General features: G+C 64.8%; 13 protein-coding genes and 1 tRNA gene. 9 read left to right on the forward strand and 5 right to left on the reverse strand.

Annotated elements, in window-relative coordinates:
* Positions 1–114: 114 nt before the first annotated feature.
* The 3 genes from recC to recD are packed head-to-tail and all read left to right on the forward strand — an operon-like array spanning position 115 to position 9,094.
* Positions 115–3,528, forward strand: coding sequence for an exodeoxyribonuclease V subunit gamma (gene recC / locus CR152_RS20585; RefSeq protein WP_099882590.1), 3,414 nt, complete (start codon positions 115–117; stop codon positions 3,526–3,528).
* Positions 3,525–7,169 carry an exodeoxyribonuclease V subunit beta gene (gene recB / locus CR152_RS20590; RefSeq protein WP_099877869.1) on the forward strand — a complete coding sequence of 1,215 codons (3,645 nt, stop codon included), beginning with the start codon at positions 3,525–3,527 and terminating at the stop codon, positions 7,167–7,169. Before recC ends, recB begins: the two co-directional genes overlap by 4 nt.
* A complete protein-coding gene (gene recD, locus CR152_RS20595; protein ID WP_099877872.1) occupies positions 7,166–9,094 on the forward strand; it encodes an exodeoxyribonuclease V subunit alpha in 1,929 nt (642 codons plus the stop codon). The genes recB and recD overlap by 4 nt, the downstream gene beginning before the upstream one ends.
* A gap of 47 nt (positions 9,095–9,141) precedes the next feature.
* Here the strand turns inward: recD and CR152_RS20600 are convergent, their stop codons facing one another.
* A complete protein-coding gene (locus tag CR152_RS20600; protein WP_099877874.1) occupies positions 9,142–10,155 on the reverse strand; it encodes a serine hydrolase in 1,014 nt (337 codons plus the stop codon).
* Positions 10,156–10,491: 336 nt separating this feature from the next.
* Positions 10,492–11,508, reverse strand: coding sequence for a sulfate ABC transporter substrate-binding protein (locus CR152_RS20605; protein ID WP_370663825.1), 1,017 nt, complete (start codon positions 11,506–11,508; stop codon positions 10,492–10,494).
* Positions 11,509–11,789: 281 nt separating this feature from the next.
* Between CR152_RS20605 and CR152_RS20610 the strand changes: the two genes are divergently transcribed.
* Both CR152_RS20610 and CR152_RS20615 read left to right on the forward strand, forming a co-directional pair.
* Complete coding sequence (locus CR152_RS20610; RefSeq protein WP_099877880.1) at positions 11,790–12,317, forward strand: GNAT family N-acetyltransferase; 528 nt, start codon at positions 11,790–11,792, stop codon at positions 12,315–12,317.
* A gap of 68 nt (positions 12,318–12,385) precedes the next feature.
* Positions 12,386–13,114 carry a YcbK family protein gene (locus CR152_RS20615; protein WP_229413484.1) on the forward strand — a complete coding sequence of 243 codons (729 nt, stop codon included), beginning with the start codon at positions 12,386–12,388 and terminating at the stop codon, positions 13,112–13,114.
* 95 nt (positions 13,115–13,209) lie between these two features.
* On the opposite strand, the gene CR152_RS20620 is transcribed toward CR152_RS20615, so the two are convergent.
* From CR152_RS20620 to CR152_RS20625, 3 genes are all read right to left on the reverse strand, one after another.
* Complete coding sequence (locus CR152_RS20620; protein ID WP_229413485.1) at positions 13,210–13,686, reverse strand: SAM-dependent methyltransferase; 477 nt, start codon at positions 13,684–13,686, stop codon at positions 13,210–13,212.
* A 1,200-nt stretch (positions 13,687–14,886) separates the two neighbouring features.
* Positions 14,887–14,971 (reverse strand) — tRNA-OTHER (locus tag CR152_RS33140).
* 63 nt (positions 14,972–15,034) lie between these two features.
* A complete protein-coding gene (locus CR152_RS20625; RefSeq protein ID WP_208640165.1) occupies positions 15,035–15,247 on the reverse strand; it encodes a DUF3460 family protein in 213 nt (70 codons plus the stop codon).
* Positions 15,248–15,358: 111 nt separating this feature from the next.
* On the opposite strand from CR152_RS20625, the gene CR152_RS20630 reads away from it, so the two are divergent.
* The 4 genes from CR152_RS20630 (at position 15,359) to CR152_RS20645 (ending at position 19,713) form a co-directional block, all read left to right on the forward strand.
* A complete protein-coding gene (locus tag CR152_RS20630; RefSeq protein WP_099877892.1) occupies positions 15,359–15,781 on the forward strand; it encodes a hypothetical protein in 423 nt (140 codons plus the stop codon).
* 33 nt (positions 15,782–15,814) lie between these two features.
* A complete protein-coding gene (locus CR152_RS20635; protein WP_099877895.1) occupies positions 15,815–16,627 on the forward strand; it encodes a cystine ABC transporter substrate-binding protein in 813 nt (270 codons plus the stop codon).
* Between the two features lie 15 nt (positions 16,628–16,642).
* Positions 16,643–17,308, forward strand: coding sequence for an amino acid ABC transporter permease (locus tag CR152_RS20640; RefSeq protein WP_208640280.1), 666 nt, complete (start codon positions 16,643–16,645; stop codon positions 17,306–17,308).
* A gap of 167 nt (positions 17,309–17,475) precedes the next feature.
* A complete protein-coding gene (locus CR152_RS20645; protein WP_099877901.1) occupies positions 17,476–19,713 on the forward strand; it encodes a putative bifunctional diguanylate cyclase/phosphodiesterase in 2,238 nt (745 codons plus the stop codon).
* Position 19,714: the final 1 nt, after the last annotated feature.

A 19,714-nucleotide genomic window follows, 5' to 3' on the forward strand; every position in this document is an offset into this window, starting at 1 on the left:
ATTCGTACCTCCGTCCGTTCCGTATCCCCGATTGCTAAAGATGAGCCCGCTTTGAACCGTTGACCGCACGTATCACCCTACCGCGCCCAGCCCAAAGCTAGTATGCTGTGCGCCATGTCTTCTCCCGTCACGCCCGGCCTCCTTATTCTTCATGGCAACCAGATGGAGCAACTGCGTGCCGCGCTCTTCGCCTGGCTGCGCAGCCACCCGCTCGACCCGCTCGAAACCGAAATCATTCTGGTGCAATCGAACGGCGTGGCCGAGTGGCTCAAGATCGCGCTGGCCGAAGAAATGGGCGTGTGCGCGGCCACGCGCGTGGCGCTGCCCGCGCGCTTTTTGTGGGAAGCCTACCGCGGCATGCTGGGACGTGAACGGGTCCCGACCCGCTCCCCGTACGACAAGGGCCCGCTCACCTGGCGCCTGATGCGCCTCCTGCCGCACCTGCTGGCCGACGACGCCTTCGCCCCCCTGCGCCATTTCCTGGGCGACGGCGACCCGGAACGGCGCCTGCAACTGGCCGAGCGCCTGGCCGACCTGTACGACCAGTACCAGGTGTACCGCGCCGACTGGCTCGACGACTGGAGCGCGGGGCGCGACCGCCTGCGCACGGCGCGCGGCGAGGTGATCCCGCTCACGCCCGACCAGCGCTGGCAGGCGTGCCTGTGGCGCGCCGTGAACGACAGCCTGCCGCCCCAGTTGCGCGACTCGGGCCGCGCCACCATCCACCAGCAGTTCGTACGCGCCAGCGAGAGCGGCGAGGCGCCGGCCGGCCGCCTGCCGCGCCGGGTGGTGCTGTTCGGGATGTCGGCGCTGCCTTACCAGACCTTGCAGGCCATCGCCTCGCTCTCGCACCACACCCAGGTGCTGCTGGCCGTGCCGAACCCGTGCCAGTTTTATTGGGGCGACATCATCGAAGGGCGCGAACTGCTCAAGGCCGCCCACAAGCGCCAGCGCCAGCGCGGCGGCATTGACCTGTCAGGCGTGCCGCTCGAAGAACTGCACGCGCACAGCCATCCGCTGCTGGCCAGCTGGGGCAGGCAAGGGCGCGATTTCATCCGCATGCTCGACGAATTCGACACCGAGTCGGGCGAGCGCGCCGACAAGCTGCGCATCGACCTCTTTAGCGACGGCGAGGGCGAGACCCTGCTGGCGCAGGTGCAGGCGGCGGTGCGCGACATGCTGCCGCTGCGCGAGCATCCCTGCGCCAGGGGCCTGGCGGAACCCGGCGCGGTTGCCAACCCTGCGCCACGCGACCGCTCCATCGAATTTCACCTCGCCCACAGCGTGCAGCGCGAAGTCGAGGTACTGCACGACCAGCTGCTGTCGTGGTTCGGCGCGCCCGGCGCCAGGCTGCGCCCGCGCGACGTGGTGGTCATGGTGCCCGACATCGACACCTTTTCGGCCGCGATCCACGCCGTGTTCGACCAGCACAAGCGCAGCGACCCGCGCTTCATCCCGTTCGAGATCGGCGATGTGAAGGACCGCAGCGTCAATCCGCTGCTCGTGTCGCTCGAATGGCTGCTTCGCCTGCCGCAGCAGCGCTGCCGCCAGAGCGAAGTGCGCGACCTGCTCGACGTGCCCGCGCTGGCCGCGCGCTTCGGCCTGTCGGAAGATGAATTGCCCATCCTCGGCAACTGGATCGAAGGCGCCAGCGTGCGCTGGGGCCTGGATCAGCAGCACCGCGACGGCCTCGGACTCGGTTCGGCCGGCGAGCAGAATGCCTGGATTTTCGGTGTGCGCCGCATGCTGCTCGGTTACGCCAGCGGCGCCGGCGGCAGCTTCCGCCAGATCGAGCCGTACGCCGAGGTGGGCGGACTCGATGCCGCGCTGGCCGGCTCGCTGGCGCAACTGATCGAAACCCTGCTGGCCTGGCGCGCCGCGCTGGCCGAGTCGCGCACGCCGGCGCAGTGGGGCGAGCAGGCGCGCGCGCTGCTGGCGGCGTTTTTCGCCGCCTCCGAGGAAGGCGACCGCCTGACCCTCGCGCAACTGCACGACGCCCTGCAAAGCTGGCTGGAGACCTGCGACAGCGCCGGTTTTGAGGAAGAGGTGCCGCTGGCGGTGCTGCGCGAAGCGTGGCTGGGCACCCTCGACGAGCCGACCCTGAATCACCAGTTCGTGTCCGGCGGGGTGACCTTTTGCACCCTGATGCCGATGCGCGCGGTGCCGTTTCGCGTGGTGTGCCTCCTCGGCATGAACGATGGCGATTTTCCGCGCCGCACGCGGCAGGCCGACTTCGACCTGCTGGCGCTGCCCGGCATGGCGCGTCCGGGCGACCGTTCGCGCCGCGACGACGACCGTTATCTGATGCTAGAAGCCGTGCTGGCGGCGCGCGAGAAGCTGTATGTGAGCTGGGTCGGGCGCAATGTGCGCGACAACAGCGAGCAGCCGGCCTCGGTGCTGGTGTCGCAACTGCGCGACTACCTGGCCGAGGGCTGGGACCTGGACCTGGCCACGATGACGACCGAACACGCGCTGCAGCCGTTCAGCCGGCGCTATTTCGAGCAGGGCGGCATGCTGACCTACGCGGCCGAATGGCGCGCCGCGCATGGAGCGGGCGACGCCCTGGATGACGCGATGCTGCCGCCGTTCGAGCTCGAACCCGAATACCGCCTCAAACTGGGCGAGCTGGCGAACTTTTTGCGCCAGCCGGCGCGCTATTTTTTCCGGCGCCGCCTCGGCGTGGCGTTCGGCGACGCCCAGGCTGTCGGGGAGGACGAGGAACCGTTCTCGCTCGACGCGCTGGAGCGCTATTTTTTAGAGGACAGCCTGCTCGACGACGCCAGCACGCCCGAGGAGCTGCACGAAGTGCGCGACAGCTTGAGTGCGCGCGCCGAGCGCCTCAAGCGCGAAGGCGTGCTGCCGATTGGCCTGGTCGGCAAACAGTGGCAGGAGCAGCTGGTCGAGGGCCTGGTGCCGGTGCGCACCGCCTGGCTGACCCTGGGCGCGCGCTTCGATGAGGTGGCGCCCAAGCTGGCCGTGAGCCTCGATCTGGGTGGCGTGCACCTGGAAGACTGGGTCGACAAATTGCGCAGCAACGCCAGCGAAACGGCCTGGCTGCTGCAAATCTCGTCGAAGGTGCTCGATAAAAAAGGTGCACCGCGCGGCGACAAATTGATCGCGCCGTGGCTGCGCCAGTTGGCCGCGGCTGCGGTCGGCCAGCCGGTCACCGGCTACCTGGTCGCGCGCGACGCCATCGTCATGCTGGCGCCGCTCGAACGCGAGGAGTCCTACGCGCAGTTGGCCGAGCTGGTGGCGCTGTGGCGCCGCAACATGGATCAGCCGCTGCCGGTGGCCTGCAAGACGGCGCTGGCCTTATTGCAGCAGGGCGAACCGCGCAGCACCTACGACGGCGGCTTCGAGCTGTCGGGCGAAGTGCTGGACCAGTGCCTGGCGCGCCTGTGGCCCGATTTTTCGGCCCTTAACGCCAGCGGCGAGTTTCCGGCCGTCGCCGAAGCGCTTTATGGCCCATTGGCGCGCTGGCTCGGCCAGCACATCGAGATCGCCGCCATGGACAGGGACGTCGCATGAGCCAACTGCTCGACCCCCTGCATTTCCCGCTGTCCGGCACGCGCCTGATCGAGGCCAGCGCCGGCACCGGCAAGACCTGGACCATCGCCGCCCTGTACCTGCGCCTGGTGCTCGGCCACGGCGGCGAGAACGGCTTCGCGCGCGCGCTGCTGCCGTCCGAAATCCTGGTGATGACCTTCACCCGCGCCGCCACGCGCGAACTGTCGAACCGGGTGCGCGAGCGCCTGGTCGAAGCGGCCGGCTTTTTCCGGGGCGAGCTGGAACTGGACGACCCGTATCTGCACCAGCTGGCCGACGCCTGCGGCAGCGAAGGCGAACGGATGGTCGCCGCGCACCGCCTGATGCTGGCCGCCGACACCATGGACGAAGCGGCCATCTTCACCATCGACGCCTGGTGCCAGCGCATGCTGCGCGAGCACGCCTTCGACAGCGGCAGCCTGTTCGACGAAGAACTGGTCAGCGACGAACATGCGCTGTTCGAGGACGCGGCGCACGATTACTGGCGCCAGAATGTGTACCCGCTCGACAGCGGTGCGCTCGGCGCGCTGCTGGCTTGCTGGCCGGACGTGCGCGCGCTTAAAAATACAGTGCGTGAACTGGTGCGCCGGGTTGCGGTGCTGGGCGATCCGCCCGACGAATCGCTGGAAGAAGCCATCGACCGGGTCGAACGCACGCAGGCGGCCGAACTGGCGAAGCTGAAGGCCGGTTGGGCCGAGCGCGCCGACGCCATGGAACAGTGGATCGCCGCCCAGCGCGAGATGGCCCCCAAGTGCTTCAACGGGAACAAGCTGCGCGCCGATTCGCTGCTCAAGTGGTTCGAGGCGCTGCGCGTCTGGGCGCGCGCGCCCGCCATGCTGATGCCCGCGCTGACCGATACGGCCTGGCACCGCCTGACGCCGGACGGCATCACGGATGCGTTCAGCAAGGGCTTCAGCGTTGACATTCCACCGTGCTTTGACGCGACCACCGACCTGTGGGAAGCGCTCAAGGCGATCGACCCGCTGGCGCACGCGCTGTACCGCCACGCCGCCTTTCATATCGCGCGGCGCATGATGGAACTGAAACGGCGCAAGCGCCAGTTCGGCTTTGCCGACATGCTCGAGCGCCTGAAAAGCGCGCTCGAAGGCGCCAACGGCGAAGCCCTGCGCCAACGCATCGTCGACCAGTTCCCGGTCGCGATGGTCGACGAATTCCAGGACACCTCGCCCGACCAGTATGCGATCTTCAACCTGCTGTACCGGGTGGCCGACAATGACCCGTCACGCGGCCTGTTCTTGATCGGCGACCCGAAACAGTCGATCTACGGCTTTCGCGGCGCCGACATTCACAGCTACCTGGATGCGCGCCGCGCCACCGAAGGCCGCCACTACCAGCTTGGCACCAACTACCGCTCGACGGCGGCGCTGGTGGAAGCGGTCAACCAGCTGTTCCTGCACGCCGAAGGGCGCGACGGCCATCCTGGCTTTGCTGCCGGGGCCTTTCGCTTTCGCAAGGGCGGCGTCAATCCGCTGCCGTTCGACGCGGTCGCCGCCAAGGGCCGCGCGCAGCAACTGGTCGGCGTGGACGGGCCGTACCAGGCGCTGGCCATCTGCAGCACCAACCGCGACGACCTCAAGGCCGACGATTACCGCGAATTTTTCGCCCACCACAGCGCCGAGCATATCGTCAGCCTGCTGAACGACCCGCATGCGGGTTTCAGCGAAAACGGCACGTTCACGCGGCTGGTGCCGGCCGATATCGCCATCTTGGTGCGCGACCGGCGCGAGGCGACCGCGATCCGGCGCGCGCTGGCGCAGCGCAAGGTGCCCAGCGTGTACCTGTCCGACAAGGATTCGGTAATCGAAAGCGAGGAGGCTGCCGACGTGCTGCGCTGGCTGCAGGCGGTGGCCAATCCGCTCGACGGGGCGCTCGCGCGCGCGGCCTTTGCCACCCGCACGTCCGGCCTTTCCTTGGGCGAACTGGCGCGCCTGTCGTCGGACGAACTGGCGTGGGAAGTGCGGGTTGAACAGTTGAAGGGTTTGCACATCGTGTGGCAGCGCCAGGGCGTGCTGGCCATGCTGCGCCGCTTCATCCACGACATGCGCCTGCCGTCCGCACTGCTGCGCCAGGCCGGCGGCGAGCGGCGCCTGACCAACCTGCTGCACCTGGCCGAGCTGCTGCAAAGCGCCAGCAGTCAGCTCGAAGGCGAGCAAGCCCTGATCCGCTGGTTCGCCGAACAGCTGGCCGGGGTGGGCGAGGGCGGCGACGAGCGGGTGCTGCGGCTGGAAAGCGACGCGGAGCTGGTCAAGGTCGTCACGGTGCATAAATCCAAGGGGCTTGAATACCCGCTGGTGTACCTGCCGTTTGCCGTGACGGCGCGCACCACCGACCGTCGCAACCGCAGCTTCTTCGAATTCGTCGGGCGCGATGGCGTGCGCCGCATCGACCTGGCGCTGTCGGACGAAGCGTTGACTGCCGTGGACCGCGCGCGCATCGAGGAAGACTTGCGACTGCTGTACGTGGCGTTGACGCGCGCGCGCCATTTTTTGTGGCTGGGCGTGGCCGCGGTGACGGCGCGCAAGGCGGGCGACAACAAGCTGCACGAGTCGGCGCTCGGCTACCTGCTCACCGGCGGGCAGCCGATCGGCGCGGCCGATATCCAGCCGTACTGGGAAAAGCTGCGCGGCGGCTCGCAAACGATCGACCTGCGCTCGCTCGATACGCCGCAGGGCATCACCATGCTGGCGCGCGACGAGGCCAGGCCGGCGCTGGTCGACGCTGCGCCCTTTGGCGGCAGTTTCGAGCGCAACTGGGCGGTCGGTTCCTTTACCTCGCTCACGCGCCAGACCAGTGCGGCGCCGATGCGCGCGCAGGAAGAGACCTTGTTCGACGAGGAACAGCAACAACAAGCGCCGCGTACCGAGGACGCACCGTGGCACCGCTTCCCGCGCGGCTCCGTGCCGGGAAATTTTTTGCACGAACAGCTTGAGTGGATGGGACAGGAGGGCTTTGCCATCGCCGACGACGGGCAGTTCGCCGCACGCCTGGGCCAGCGCTGCGAGCGCGCCGGCTGGGGCCATCGCCAGGATGATGCTGTGACGTGGCTGCGCGCGGTGGCGACCACGCCGCTGCCGCAACTGGGCGCGCCGCTGGCCGCCATCGGGCACGTCATTCCCGAAATGGAGTTCTGGTTCCCCAGCGAGCAGTTGAACAGCGCGGCGCTCGACCGCCTGTGCAGCACGCACCTGCTGGGGAAAACGCCGCGTCCGTCGCTGCCCGAGCGCTACCTGCACGGCATGCTCAAGGGCTTCGCCGACCTGGTGTTCGAGCATGAGGGCCGCTACTGGGTGATCGATTACAAATCGAATGCGCTGGGCACCGGTGACGCCGCCTACGGCAAGGCCGCGATGGCGGCCGGGATGGCGGTGCACCGCTACGATATCCAGGGTGCGATCTACATGCTGGCATTGCATCGCCTGCTCAAGAGCCGCCTGGGCGATGCGTACGACCCGTCGCGCCAGCTGGGCGGCGCGATTTTCCTGTTCCTGCGCGGGATCGCCAATGCCAGCACGCGCGGCTGCTATCTGCTCGAACCGGACATGGTGCTGCTCGATGGCCTCGACGCGCTGCTCGGCGTTTCTCCGTCGCGGGAGGATGCATGAAGAGTGCTCCTGCGCTCGACGCCCTGTGGGTGCAGGTCGCCATGCTCACTGAAGATGGCCAGCTGCGGCGCCTGTCCGGCACCTTTGCGCGCTTTGTCGGCTCGCTCGGCACCGCCACGCCGGCGCTGATGCTGGCCTGCGTGCTGCTGTCGGAACTGGAAGGGCGCGGCCACAGCTGCCTGATGATCGACCAGCTGGCGCTCGATCCGGCCACGCTGATGGCCTGGGACAAGGAGCAGTGGGATGCGCTGGCCCGCTCGGCCGGCACGCTGCCCAGGAACCGCAAGGGCTGGATCGACCAGTTGACGGCGTCGGACCAGGTGTGGCATGTGGGCGATTTCGATTTCGACCAGCCGCTGGTGCTTGACGGCGAGCGCCTGTACCTGCGCCGCTACTGGCGCGACGAAACCCTGGTCGCGCACACGATCCGCGCGCGCGCCGGGCTGGTGCGCGAGGTCGATGCGCCGTCGGTGCGGATCTGGCTCGACATCCTGTTCGCCTCGGAGCGCCGCACCAAGGGACCGGACTGGCAAAAGCTGGCCTGCGCGATCGCGCTGCGCGGCTCGATTGCGATCATCACCGGTGGCCCGGGGACCGGAAAGACCTACACGGTGGCGCGCCTGCTTGCACTGCTGTTCGCGGTGGCGCCGGACGCGGGACGGCAGCGCATCGCGCTGGCCGCGCCGACCGGCAAGGCGGCGGCGCGCCTGAAGCAATCGATCGACAAGGCGCTGACCGAACTGGCCGACAAGGTCGGCACCACGCTGCCGCTGCGCGACCTGACGGCGCGCATGGGAGCGGCGCGCACATTGCATAGTTTGCTGGGCGCGCGTCCAGACACCCGCACCTTTGCCCATAACAAGGGCAATCCGCTCGACATCGACGTGCTCATTGTCGATGAAGCGTCGATGGTGCACCTGGAGATGATGGCCTCCCTGCTCGATGCGCTGCCGGTGGGCGCGACCCTGATCCTGCTGGGCGACAAGGACCAGCTGGCGTCGGTGGAGGCGGGGGCGGTGCTCGGTGATCTGTGCCGCGATGCGCAGGCGGGCGGGTATTCGGCGGCCACGATGGCGTATGCGCTGGCGGCCAGCGGCGAGACCATTCCCGCTGAATATGGCGGCGCCGGCGGAGCGCTGGCGCAGCAGACCGTGATGCTGCGCAGCAGCCGCCGTTTCAGTGGCCCGATCGGACAACTGGCGCTGGCGGTGAACGCCGGGGACGTCGCCCGCGCCGAGGAAGTGCTGCGCGCTGGCGACGGCACGGTGCGCTGGATCGAGCATGGGCACCAGCAGCATGTGGTGCAGCTGGCGTTCGACGGCTACGCGCCGTATCTGTCGCTGTTGGGCGAGGGCGATGGCGGGCAGGCGCACGAAACCTGGGTGCGCGCGGTGCTGCATCGCTTCGAGGCGTTTCGCGTGCTGTGCGCGGTGCGCGAGGGCGAGTGGGGCGTGGGCGGCTTGAATGACGCGATCGAGCAGCGGCTTGACGGGGCGGGCCTGATCCGGCGCCGCGGCGAGTGGTATGTGGGGCGGCCGGTGATGATCACCCGAAACGACTACGGCACGGGCGTATTCAATGGCGATATCGGCTTGACCTTGGGCGATCCGGCCCGTCCGGGGTCATTGCGCGTGTATTTTCTGGAGGGCGACAAGGTGCGCAGCGTGCTGGCCACGCGTTTGCGGCATGTGGAGACGGCATTTGCGATGACGGTGCACAAATCGCAGGGATCGGAGTTTGCCCACACGGTGCTGGTGCTGCCGCGCGAACGCGGGGCGATGATCGCGCGCGAGCTGATTTATACGGGCATTACGCGGGCCAGCGCGCAGTTCACGCTGGTGTCGCCGCTGGCGGCGATCCTGGGCGAATCGATTGCGCAGCGCACCCAGAGGGCGAGCGGATTGCGGGAGATGATTTCGGGGTGAGGCAAACTGTCGCTTCCGCCAGTGGCGGAAGCGACGGGGCCGCATTGTTACGCGCGGCGGTGGCGGTGGATGACCGGTTTGTTCTGCTTTAACTTCACGCGGCTGTGCAGCCCCGCTTTGACCACCGGACCACGGGCGACGGTGACGATCACCGGCTGGTTACGTCCACGGCTACGCAAGCTGGCCTTGATCACCGGCGCGCGCGCCGCCGACGCCATGATCACCGGACGCGCGCGCTGGCGGGTCGGTGCACGGGCGATCACAGGCGCTTCATCGCCGGCAATGAAGCGGCGGATGCTGAGCGCATCCACGATCCGGGTCGAACTGGCTTTGGCGTTGAGCAGCACCAGGGTTGCATTCTTGCCAGCCGATTTGATCTTCATGATCAGGCAACGGCCCGCTTCTTCCGTATACCCGGTCTTCGAGAGGCCGATTTCCCAGCCCTTGGCGCCGACCAGGCGGTTGGTGTTGCGGTACTCGACCTCGCGGCCGCTGATATTGATCGTTTCGCGCGACTCGGTCGTCATGCGCGCAATTTCCGGATAAGCCGACGCTGCCTTGGCCATCTTGACCAGGTCCAGGGCGGTCGACTTGTTGTTGGGCGACAGGCCGGTCGGCTCTTCGATCACGGTCTGGGTCATGCCCAGCGCCGCCACCTTGGCGCGCACGGCCGACTTGAACGCGACCACGCCGCCCGGATAGGTGCGGCCCAGGGACGCCGCGGCGCGGTTGTCGGAGCTCATCAACGCCAGCGAGAGCACATCGCCGCGGCTGATCACCGCGCCCACCGGCACGCGCGAGGTGCTGTGCTTGAGGATGTCGACGTCGCGCTGGTCGATGGCGATCAGTTCGTTCATGTCTTGCTTGGCATCGAGCACGACCATGGCGGTCATCAGCTTGGTCAGCGATGCGATCGAGACGACCTGGTTGGCGTTCTTTTCGAGGAGGATCTTGCCGGTGTCGTCCTCGATCACCAGCACTGAATGCGATCCGAACGGCACGGCAACAGCGGCCGCGGCGGACAGCGACATCAATAGGGTGACAAGCAATTTCTTGATCATGTGGTTGGTCTTTGCAGTAGGGCTGGGTCAATGGCGGCGCGGGGAGCGCGGCAGCTGCTGATGTGGTAATTCTATACGGCAACTACTTAATAAGGGGCACGATAGCATCAAAGGCGCGGCTATGTCTAGCGTGCGCGAAGCAAAACGAGCTCAAGCGCAATAAACACCTTAATAAAGTCACGTAAGTACCTGAATTATTTCAGGAAAGCAAAGTTTCTCGTATGCTACGCGGGTGGCGGAAATGCTATTGGGCGATGCCGTGGGGGTAGGAAAAGGAAGGAGGGCGACGGGCGGAATGGCCGCTTGCGCGCCGGTGGCGCAAGCGGCGGGGAAGGCTTATTTGACCTGGTAGATTTTGTCGAATTCACCACCGTCGTCGAAGTGTTTTTTCTGCGCCTGTTTCCAGCCGCCGAAGACCTCGTCGACCGTGAACAGCGCGATCGGCTTGTAGTTGGCGGCAAACTTCTTGGCCACCGCTTCCGAGCGCGGGCGCAGGAAGTGCTTGGCGCCGATGGTCTGGCCGACCTCGGAGTACAGGAAGTTCAGGTAGGCGGTGGCCTGCTTGCGCACGCCGCGCTTGTCGACCACCTTGTCGACGACCGCCACCGGCGACTCGGCGAGGATCGATACGGCCGGGTAGACGACCTCGAAATTGTCGCCGAATTCTGTGCGCACCATCTGCACTTCGCTCTCGAAGGTCACCAGGACGTCGCCGATGTCGCGCTGGGTGAAGGTGGTGGTGGCCGCGCGGCCGCCGCCGTCGAGCACCGGCACGTTCTTGAAGATGCGCGTGACCAGGTCGCGCGCCTGGACTTCAGTGCCGCCTTTCTTGATCACGGAGCCCCACGCGGCCAGGTAGGTGTAACGGCCATTGCCGGCAGTTTTCGGGTTGGGGATGACCACCTTGGTGCCGGGCTTGGCCAGGTCGTCCCAGGTCTTGATCTGTTTAGGATTGCCTTTGCGCACCAGAAAAATCATCGTGGAATAGAAGGGCGCCGCATTGTGGGGAAACTTCTTGGCCCAGTCGGCCGCCACCACGCCGCGGTCGGCCAGCATGTCGATATCGTTGGCCTGGTTCATGGTCACCACCGACGCCTCCAGACCGTCCGCGACCGAGCGTGCCTGCTTGCTGGAACCGCCGTGCGACTGGTTGATGGTGACGGTTTCGCCCGTGGTTTTCTTCCATTCTGCAATAAATGCCGGATTGATTTCCTTGTACAGCTCGCGCGCCACGTCGTACGAGACGTTGAGCAGCTGCACATCGGCGGCGCTGGCGCTGAGCGGCAGGATGGCCATGCCGGCGGCCAGGGAAAGAATCGCCCGACGGGTACGCATATTGCATGTTGTTTTCATGGTGTTCTCTTGGGCTTTCTATTGTAGTAACTGAGACGCATGGTCTAAAATCCGCAGCCAAAACGGAAGGATTGTTTTGTCATATGCTTAGATGGGGCGTGCTGGTAGTGTCGCATAAGCTTCCTTGATTTTCTTCGTTGGCACGGGCTGCCGGGCGGCGTAGGCTGGTCGGGTTGGGCAAATTCGCAACAGGCGTGTGCACCTGTTCTTGGTATAGTTGCGTTGCACTTGGACTGCGGCAACACCTTTTACTCTTTTGTTATTGGTTATCGTGATTACACATGGGTATTGAGATTCGCATTGCTGTGCCAGAAGACGCGTTCGCCGCGTGTGACGTCTTGCGCCGCTCGATTACCGAGTGCTGCGTGGCCGATCACCAGCACAATCCGGACGCGCTCACGGCGTGGCTGGGCAACAAGACACCGCAGAATGTGGCGAGCTGGTTCGTCTCGCCCGCCAACCATGCCCTGGTGGCGGAGCGCGACGGCGCCGTGGTGGGCGTGGCCTTGTTGACCCAGGCCGGCAAGTTGTCGCTGTGCTATGTGTTGCCCGAAGCGCTGTACAGCGGCGTCGGCAAGGCTCTCCTGCAGGGCGTGGAAGCGCAGGCGCGCGCATGGGGCGTGAGCGTGTTGCGCCTGAATAGCACTATCACCGCCAGCAAGTTTTATGAACGTAACGGCTACATCCTCGCGGGCAAGGAAAAGAGCTGCTACGGGCTGGAGTGCGACTTTTTCTGGAAGAAATTGAACGCCTGCGAGACGACGGATCCCAGTCCGCGCAAGCGTTTTTGCAACTGTACCGGGCAATAATGCGCGTGCGCCCTGTGCGCACGGCAAGCTTGCGCTATAGTGTGCGCCTTGTTTACTGAGTATTCGTCATGGCCACGCGCAGAGATTTTCTACATCAAGGCTTATGCCTGTCCACCATGGGCATTATTTCGGTTCCGCTGATCGGTTGCGGCAGTGCGAGCGCGGCGCCGGCGGACAAGGCCAAGCGGCCGGTCCAGGTCACCAAAGCAGGCAAGCCGGCGCCGGTAGCCCGTGCGGCGGCCCCATCCGCGCCGGTCCCGGAAACCGAACTGGCGCCCCCACCTGATATTTTCGATGCGCAAGCGCTGGACCTGGATTTCTGGCTCAAGCCGCGCGTGTTGACGCTGACGCGTCCGCAAAGCGGGGAAAAAGCCAAGGTGCTGTACTGGAAGGATGGCCAGGTCATCGATTCGGCCTATCAGGAACTGTGCCACTTGATGCGTGACGTCAACGGCAAGGAAACGGCGCCGATCGATCCCAAGCTGTTCGAAACGCTGTGGGGCACGCAGGCCTTCATCGCCCGCTACGGTATCGAGGAACCGCTGGAAATCCTGTCGGGCTTTCGGACGTCCAAATCGAACGATAAACTCAGGGAAGCGGGCGTGCCGGCGGCGCGCCAGTCGCTGCATATCGAAGGCAAGGCGGCCGATATCCGGATCGCCAATTTGAATGCCGATGTGCTCGGCGGGCTGGTGCGCAGCTTCCGCCAGGGCGGGGTAGGGTATTACTATCGTTCGGGACCGCGCGGCGGCTGGATTCATGCCGATACCGGGCTCAAGCGGACCTGGAAAGGCTGATCGCCGCACGGTATGTCCACGCGCTCGCGTTGATGCCGCTGCCCGGCGTGCGGGTGCATGAGGAATTGCGAGTGAGGGGGCGCGCGTCGGCTCACTTACTCACGGTAATAGTCCTTCATGACCTCATGACTCCAGGCTGGCTGCCTTATTTCCCCGATCGGCCCGAATTCCGCCAAGTACGGTTTGATATCGAGCACCGGGCTCCCATCCACAGCGTCGAGCCCGCGTACGCGCAATGTACGACCATCGACGGACAATAGCTGACAACGAGCCAAGCCAATCAGGTTCGGGCGCGCCTTGGCGCGTTGCGCCAGTATCCCGACGTTTGGCCAGTCGGCGCGCCCGCGCGGATGGCGGGCGCCTCTTTCTATTTCTTCCAGCGGAACGCGGTGAAGGTGATATATCACTTCGATGTGGCTGAATGTATCCAACCCCAGAAGCGCCTCATGCAACAGTTCGGGGGAGTCGATCGTAATAACGGATTCGACCGACCCCCAATTGTCGTCGCTTAAATCGTCTCGCTGCGACGAGACCACGCCGATGGGAACCATGGTGATTGGGTGAGCAGACACTGAATACCTCCTCGTCATCCAGGCGGATAACTTGAATAAACACCGTTAACGTTCCGCAGCCGAGCGCCGCAGCAAGGGGCGACCGCATTGGGGCCGATGCTTCGCATTCTCTCGCGGAAGTGGCTGTGACGACAAATTATATTTTCTTATTCATACGTACTCCACTTGGATCGTTATGCCCTAATCATTACTTTGTCTGGCACGAATTTCTATCCTATTAAAACGAACTAAGTGGTATCTGGTCCGGATCAAAATAATCGCGCGAATTTTTACGATCGTACGATATCGGCGACGCCTGATATGCCAGGTGATGGCATTTTGGTTGCAAATCCTGTCGCAATTTCGTACTTTTTGAAGCGGAAAGCCTCAGCGCCTGGCGCGGATGGCTGGTCAGCAATTTGACCAAGCCACCGCAGCGGGCTGTAGCGCTATGCATGAAATGGTGATGTCAAAGTGCGTGATGGCGTTTGGCACTTCAAACAACGTCCACTCGGCATGGGGAGTGCAAGCTTTCAGCAAGGTACCCACCGCCGAAATTTACCGGGGTAACCGTAGATTTTCCAACTTATCGAGCCGCTGGTACCGTAGGGTACTCGTATGCATGGGCTATCTTTGCCACGCTGGATATCCACACGAATATGATCCGGTCCGGAGCCGCCGGAGCAATTGTAGTACGTACCGCTCCAGTAAAAAGACAGTGTGAAGGGAGTCCTGTGATATATGGAGGCCGTGCCCCCGTCGTTTCGCTTGCTGCACACATTCGGTTCTGCAGAAACATTTGGCGATAATAATGCGAGCATGGCAGCGCTTATCACAGGGATCAGAACAGCACAATAAAGACAGGACGTGAATGTCGGTCTCATGATTTTCTTCCGGAAAGGTTAAGCCGCGTCTGAAGGACGCGAAATTTCATGCTACGCGCGTAGATACCGAGGCAATTGACTGTCCTCACGATGAAAATACAGGCAATGACAAGGATCGGCGGACCGGGGCCAACAACCACAGAGGGATTTGACTGGCTGATTTGAGCTGGGTGGAGAGGAGGCGAAAGGGCCGTGTAGTCCGGCAACTGATAACAGCTGGAAGGGCAGGGCAACGGAACGTCGAGCGCTTCGAGGCGTTTGTAATGCTGGCGGCGCCGCCATCATTTCCAACTCGTCATGTGACCACGTTGAAAAGTTCCAGCGAGCTCGAATGCAGTGCGTGGTCCAGGAATCGAACCTGGTTATCAGTCATTCGGTCTGAGACACTCCTGACTGGGCTTTACCAAATAAGCGAACCCCGCATCTACATCTTACTGAAAAAATTCTAAATTGCAATAATTATTTTCAACGACCAATGACTGGACCTAGTCGTACACGTATGGCTTGACCCGCAACTCGTTCTCGCGCTGCTTGTCAAGCTCATCGAGATCGACGCGGTGATCCCACCAGATGTTCCAGCCGCGCCGTCGGTCCTCTTCCACCTCCGGATGCCGCGCCAGAAAACCATGCATGAATTCTTCGAATTCGGACACATACCCGCCGCCCGGCCGGTGATCTTTCCCGGTATGCTTCATCATCCATCCTCCCGTTAACGCTACTATGACCACCTGCGCGCGCACTGGTTCCATGTACGCGCGGCCGAAAATACCGTACGATACGCGCCGTTAAACGCTCACTCTCAGGACGCAATGAACTCAGAACCACCCGAGCCAGCGCCGGCGCCGCGCTTTCGCCCGCGCCCCTGGACCGCACTCGAAACCCCGCAAGACGTCGAACTGTGGATCGACGAGCACAATCAAAGCCTGACCGAACACATCGCCCCGCACGAAACCGGCTACGGCGTCTGCTTCACCCTGGCCGAGGGCGGCAATATCTATATGCAGACCAGCGCCGACGCCGTCATTCTCGACGTCGACGACGATGCCGCCTGGATCGCGCCCCTGATCATGGCCGCCACCGGCGTCGAGGCGCCGCAGGGCCAATTGTGGGTGCTGCCGGACGATAAACTGGTGCAGCTCATCATTGGACTGTCGACCCTGGTCGCCAGCACGACCCTGGTGGTCGGCCACAATTTTGGCGGACGCCACCGTAAGGCCAGCTATTCGCGCTAAACTGCATTTCTTTTCCATAATATTGCCGCCTTCATGCCTATTCATTTCCGTCGCCGCAGCCTGACCCTGACCTTGACCTTTGGATTGATCGGCGCCGCCCTGGCCATGCCGGCCGCCGCCGCCGACCTGCTCACCGGCGCCAAGGCGCGCGGCACGCTGAAAATCGCCATGGAAGGCACCTATCCGCCGTTCAATTTCAAGGACTTGAAAACCAACCAGCTGGCCGGCTACGACGTCGACGTCGCCACCTTGCTGACGGCGCGCCTGGGCCTGAAGCCCGAGTTCATCACCACCGAGTGGAGCGCGATCCTGGCCGGCCTGGCCGCCGGCAAGTTCGATGTGGCGGTCAGCCAGGTGGGCATCAATCCCAAGCGCGAGCAAACTTTCGATTTTTCCGAGCCGTACACCTATTCGAACCCGCAACTGATCGTGCGCAAGAACGAGAAGGCGACCTACGCCTCCCTGGCCGATCTCAAGGGCAAGAAACTGGGCGTGGGGCAGGGCAGCGTCTATGAGCAGCAAGCCAAGGCCGTGCCCGGCATCGAGGTGCGCAGCTATCCGGCCGCGCCGGAAACCTTGCAGGACCTGGCGTTCGGCCGCATCGACGCCGCCCTCAACGACAGCCTGATGGTCGCTTACCTGCTCAAACATTCCAAGCTCCCGATCCAGGCCGGCGCGCGCGTCGGCAACGTCGAGCGCATGGGCATTCCTGTCCGCAAGGGCAATCCTCTGCTCAAGGCCGCGCTGAACCGCGCACTGGCCGAGGCCCAGGCCGACGGCAGCCTCGCGAAACTCTCGCTCAAGTGGTTCGGCAGCGACGTCAGCCGCCCGGCCGCGCAGCCCTGATCGGGGCCGGTGTTGATGGATTGGGCCGCGCTGGCCGAGCTCTTGCGCGACGCCGCGCCCTCGATGCTCAAGGGCACCGGCTACACGGTGATCTTTGCGCTGGCCTCGATGGTTGGCGGGCTGGCGCTGGGCTTTCCCACGGCGCTGATGCGCCTGTCGCGCTGGAAGCTGGTGCGCGCGCCGGCCGAACTGTATGTGAGCGCAATGCGCGGCACGCCCCTGCTGGTGCAGTTGTACGTGATCTATTACTGGCTGCCCAGCATCGGCATCGACTTCCCGCCGGTGGTGGCCGGCGTGCTGGCGCTCTCGCTCAATGCCGGCGCCTTCCTGTCGGAGAGCCTGCGCGGCGCCGTGCTCGGCGTGAGCCAGGGCCAGTGGCGCGCCAGCTTCAGCCTGGGCCTGGGCTACTGGGCCACCCTGTACCACGTGGTGCTGCCGCAAGCGCTGCGCGTGGCCGTGCCGTCGATGAGCAATACCCTTATCAGCCTGATCAAGGATACCTCGCTGGTCTCGGTCGTCACCATTAGCGAGCTCATGCTAGCGACCAAGGAAGCGGTCGCCGGCAGCGCCAATCCCTTGCCGCTGTATATGACCGCGGCCCTGATTTACTGGTGCCTGAGCCTGCTGTTCGAGGCGCTGCAGCGCTATCTCGAACGGCGCCTGAACCGCGCGCACCGCTAGGATCGTCCGCCGCCTTCGCCTTCGACTCCGCGAATCTGCGGCGCGATCGGTGGTGGCGCTCGACATGGCGCCCACGCCCATGCTAGTCTAGTCCACAGTGCTTCCACGATCCGTTTTGCCGGTGCGTGGCAGGTGTCCGCTGGCGTGTGCAATGTGTGCGAGGTGAGATGGACAACGATCACGATCCGGCAACGCAGGGGGGCTCCGCGCAGGCGCGTGCCCGCCGCGCCGACCGCGCCTTGCCCGGCAGCGCCTTCGCCTACGACCCCGGCGAGCCCGCAGCCTTGCCCGTCCTGGCGCGCGGCGCGCCGCAGGCGCCTCCCACCGATAGCAGCGGCGTCACCATCGAACGCCTGCGCCACGAAGAAGACCTGGCGCGCTCGGGCGACCTGTATCTGCTCGCTCCCGTCGGCTACTGCCTGCTGGCCTTCGACACCACCGTGCTGAAGGTGAACCTGGTTGGGGCCACCATGCTGGGCGTGGCGCGCGCCAATCCAGGACTGCACCATTTCCGCGCCTTCGTGGTTCCCGCCTTCCTGCCCGATTTCGACGGCTTTTTCGCCCGCGCCCTCAACAGCCACACCGGCGAAACCTGCCGCGTGCGGCTGCGAACGCCGAACGACGGCGGCGTCGACGTCACCTTGCACGGCAGCGCCGACGGCAGCGGCCAGGCCTGCCGCCTGATTGTCGAGCGCGCCGAAGGCAGGCTGGCGGCGCTCGAACGCAGCGAGGAGCGCTTGCGCCGCATCGTCCACTGCGCCGGCGAAGGCATCTGGGAAATCGACGCCGCCGCCCATACCACCTTCGTCAACCCGCGCATGGCGCACATCCTCGGCTACAGCATCGAAGACATGCTGGCCCGCCCGCTGATCTCGTTCATGGATGACGAGGGCATCGCCATGCTCGAACACTGCATCGCCGAGCACACCCCGGGCCTGCCCGCCCCGCGCGAATACCGCTTCATCGGCAAGGATGGCAGGGTGGTCTGGACTTCCATGTCGACCAGCCCCATCCTCGACGCCGACGGCGCCTGCCTCGGCGCGCTGGCGCTGGTGACCGACATCACCGTGCAAAAGCAGTCAACCGAGCTGATCTGGCACCAGGCCAACTACGACACGCTTACCGGGCTGCCCAACCGCCATATGTTCATGGACCGCCTGCGCCACGAGACACGCAAGGCCGACCGCGGCGCCGATTTCCTGGCGCTGCTGTTCATCGACCTCGACCACTTCAAGGAGGTCAACGACCGCCTCGGCCATGCACGCGGCGACCTGGTGCTGGTCGAAGCGAGCCGCCGCATCGCCAACTGCGTGCGCTCGAGCGACACCCTGGCGCGCCAGGGCGGCGACGAGTTCACGGTCATCCTGTCGGGGCTCGACCATATCGGCAGCGTCGAGCGCATTGCCCACGCCATGATCGCGGCGCTGGCCCTGCCGTTCGAGTTGGGCGGCGAGAAAGCTTTTGTGTCGGCCAGCATCGGCATTGCCCTGTACCCGCCGGACGCGCGCGATATCGACCAGCTGGTCGAGCGCGCCGACCGCGCCATGTACGCCGCCAAGAACGCGGGCGGCCACCAGTTCAGCTATTTCACGCCCGGCCTGCAGCACGCCGCCCAGGCGCGCCAGAGCATTGCCGACGACTTGCGCGCGGCCATTGCGCTGCGCCAGTTCGAAATCGTCTACCAGCCCATCGTGTCGCTGCAGACGGGCGCCGTGCACAAGGCCGAGGCGCTGCTGCGCTGGCGCCATCCGACCCGCGGGCTGCTGGGACCGGCCGAATTCATTCCGTTCGCCGAGTCGAACGGGCTCATTGTCGAGATCGGTGACTGGGTGTTTCGCGAAGTGGCGCAGCAGGTGCAGCGCTGGCAGCACAGCCTCGATCCATCGTTCCAGATCAGTGTCAACAAGTCGCCGGTCCAGTTCCGGCGCGATGCCGATCTGTACCTGAGCTGGCTGGACTACCTGAACGAGCTGGGCCTGCCGGCGCACAGCATCGTCATCGAAATTACCGAGGGGGTGCTGTTCGAAGGGGCGAACCAGGTCATCGAACGCCTGCGCCAGTTCCGCGCGATGGGGCTGCAGGTGGCGCTGGACGACTTCGGCACGGGCTATTCCTCGCTGTCGCACCTCAAGCGCTTCGACATCGATTACGTGAAGATCGACCAATCCTTCGTGGCCACCCTGGAAAACGATGTGGGCGACCTGGCGCTGTGCGAAGCCATCATTGTCATGGCGCACAAGCTGGGGCTGAAAGTGGTGGCGGAAGGGGTGGAGACCAAGGTGCAGCGCGCGCTGCTGGTCGATGCCGGGTGCGATTTTGCGCAGGGCTATGTGTTTGCGCGGCCGATGCCGGCGGAGGAATTTGAAACGATGGCCGCTGCGGGGATACCGCGTTTGCCGCATTGAA

The organism is Massilia violaceinigra (genome assembly GCF_002752675.1).
Lineage (GTDB): Bacteria > Pseudomonadota > Gammaproteobacteria > Burkholderiales > Burkholderiaceae_D > Telluria_A > Telluria_A violaceinigra.

Bases quoted from the DNA above. Each gene is read 5' to 3' on its own strand.
- recC (WP_099882590.1), top strand. From the start codon at position 115: ATGTCTTCTCCCGTCACGCCCGGCCTCCTTATTCTTCATGGCAACCAG.
- recB (WP_099877869.1), top strand. From the start codon at position 3,525: ATGAGCCAACTGCTCGACCCCCTGCATTTCCCGCTGTCCGGCACGCGC.
- recD (WP_099877872.1), top strand. From the start codon at position 7,166: ATGAAGAGTGCTCCTGCGCTCGACGCCCTGTGGGTGCAGGTCGCCATG.
- CR152_RS20600 (WP_099877874.1), bottom strand. From the start codon at position 10,155: ATGATCAAGAAATTGCTTGTCACCCTATTGATGTCGCTGTCCGCCGCG.
- CR152_RS20605 (WP_370663825.1), bottom strand. From the start codon at position 11,508: ATGAAAACAACATGCAATATGCGTACCCGTCGGGCGATTCTTTCCCTG.
- CR152_RS20610 (WP_099877880.1), top strand. From the start codon at position 11,790: ATGGGTATTGAGATTCGCATTGCTGTGCCAGAAGACGCGTTCGCCGCG.
- CR152_RS20615 (WP_229413484.1), top strand. From the start codon at position 12,386: ATGGCCACGCGCAGAGATTTTCTACATCAAGGCTTATGCCTGTCCACC.
- CR152_RS20625 (WP_208640165.1), bottom strand. From the start codon at position 15,247: ATGATGAAGCATACCGGGAAAGATCACCGGCCGGGCGGCGGGTATGTG.
- CR152_RS20630 (WP_099877892.1), top strand. From the start codon at position 15,359: ATGAACTCAGAACCACCCGAGCCAGCGCCGGCGCCGCGCTTTCGCCCG.
- CR152_RS20635 (WP_099877895.1), top strand. From the start codon at position 15,815: ATGCCTATTCATTTCCGTCGCCGCAGCCTGACCCTGACCTTGACCTTT.
- CR152_RS20640 (WP_208640280.1), top strand. From the start codon at position 16,643: ATGGATTGGGCCGCGCTGGCCGAGCTCTTGCGCGACGCCGCGCCCTCG.
- CR152_RS20645 (WP_099877901.1), top strand. From the start codon at position 17,476: ATGGACAACGATCACGATCCGGCAACGCAGGGGGGCTCCGCGCAGGCG.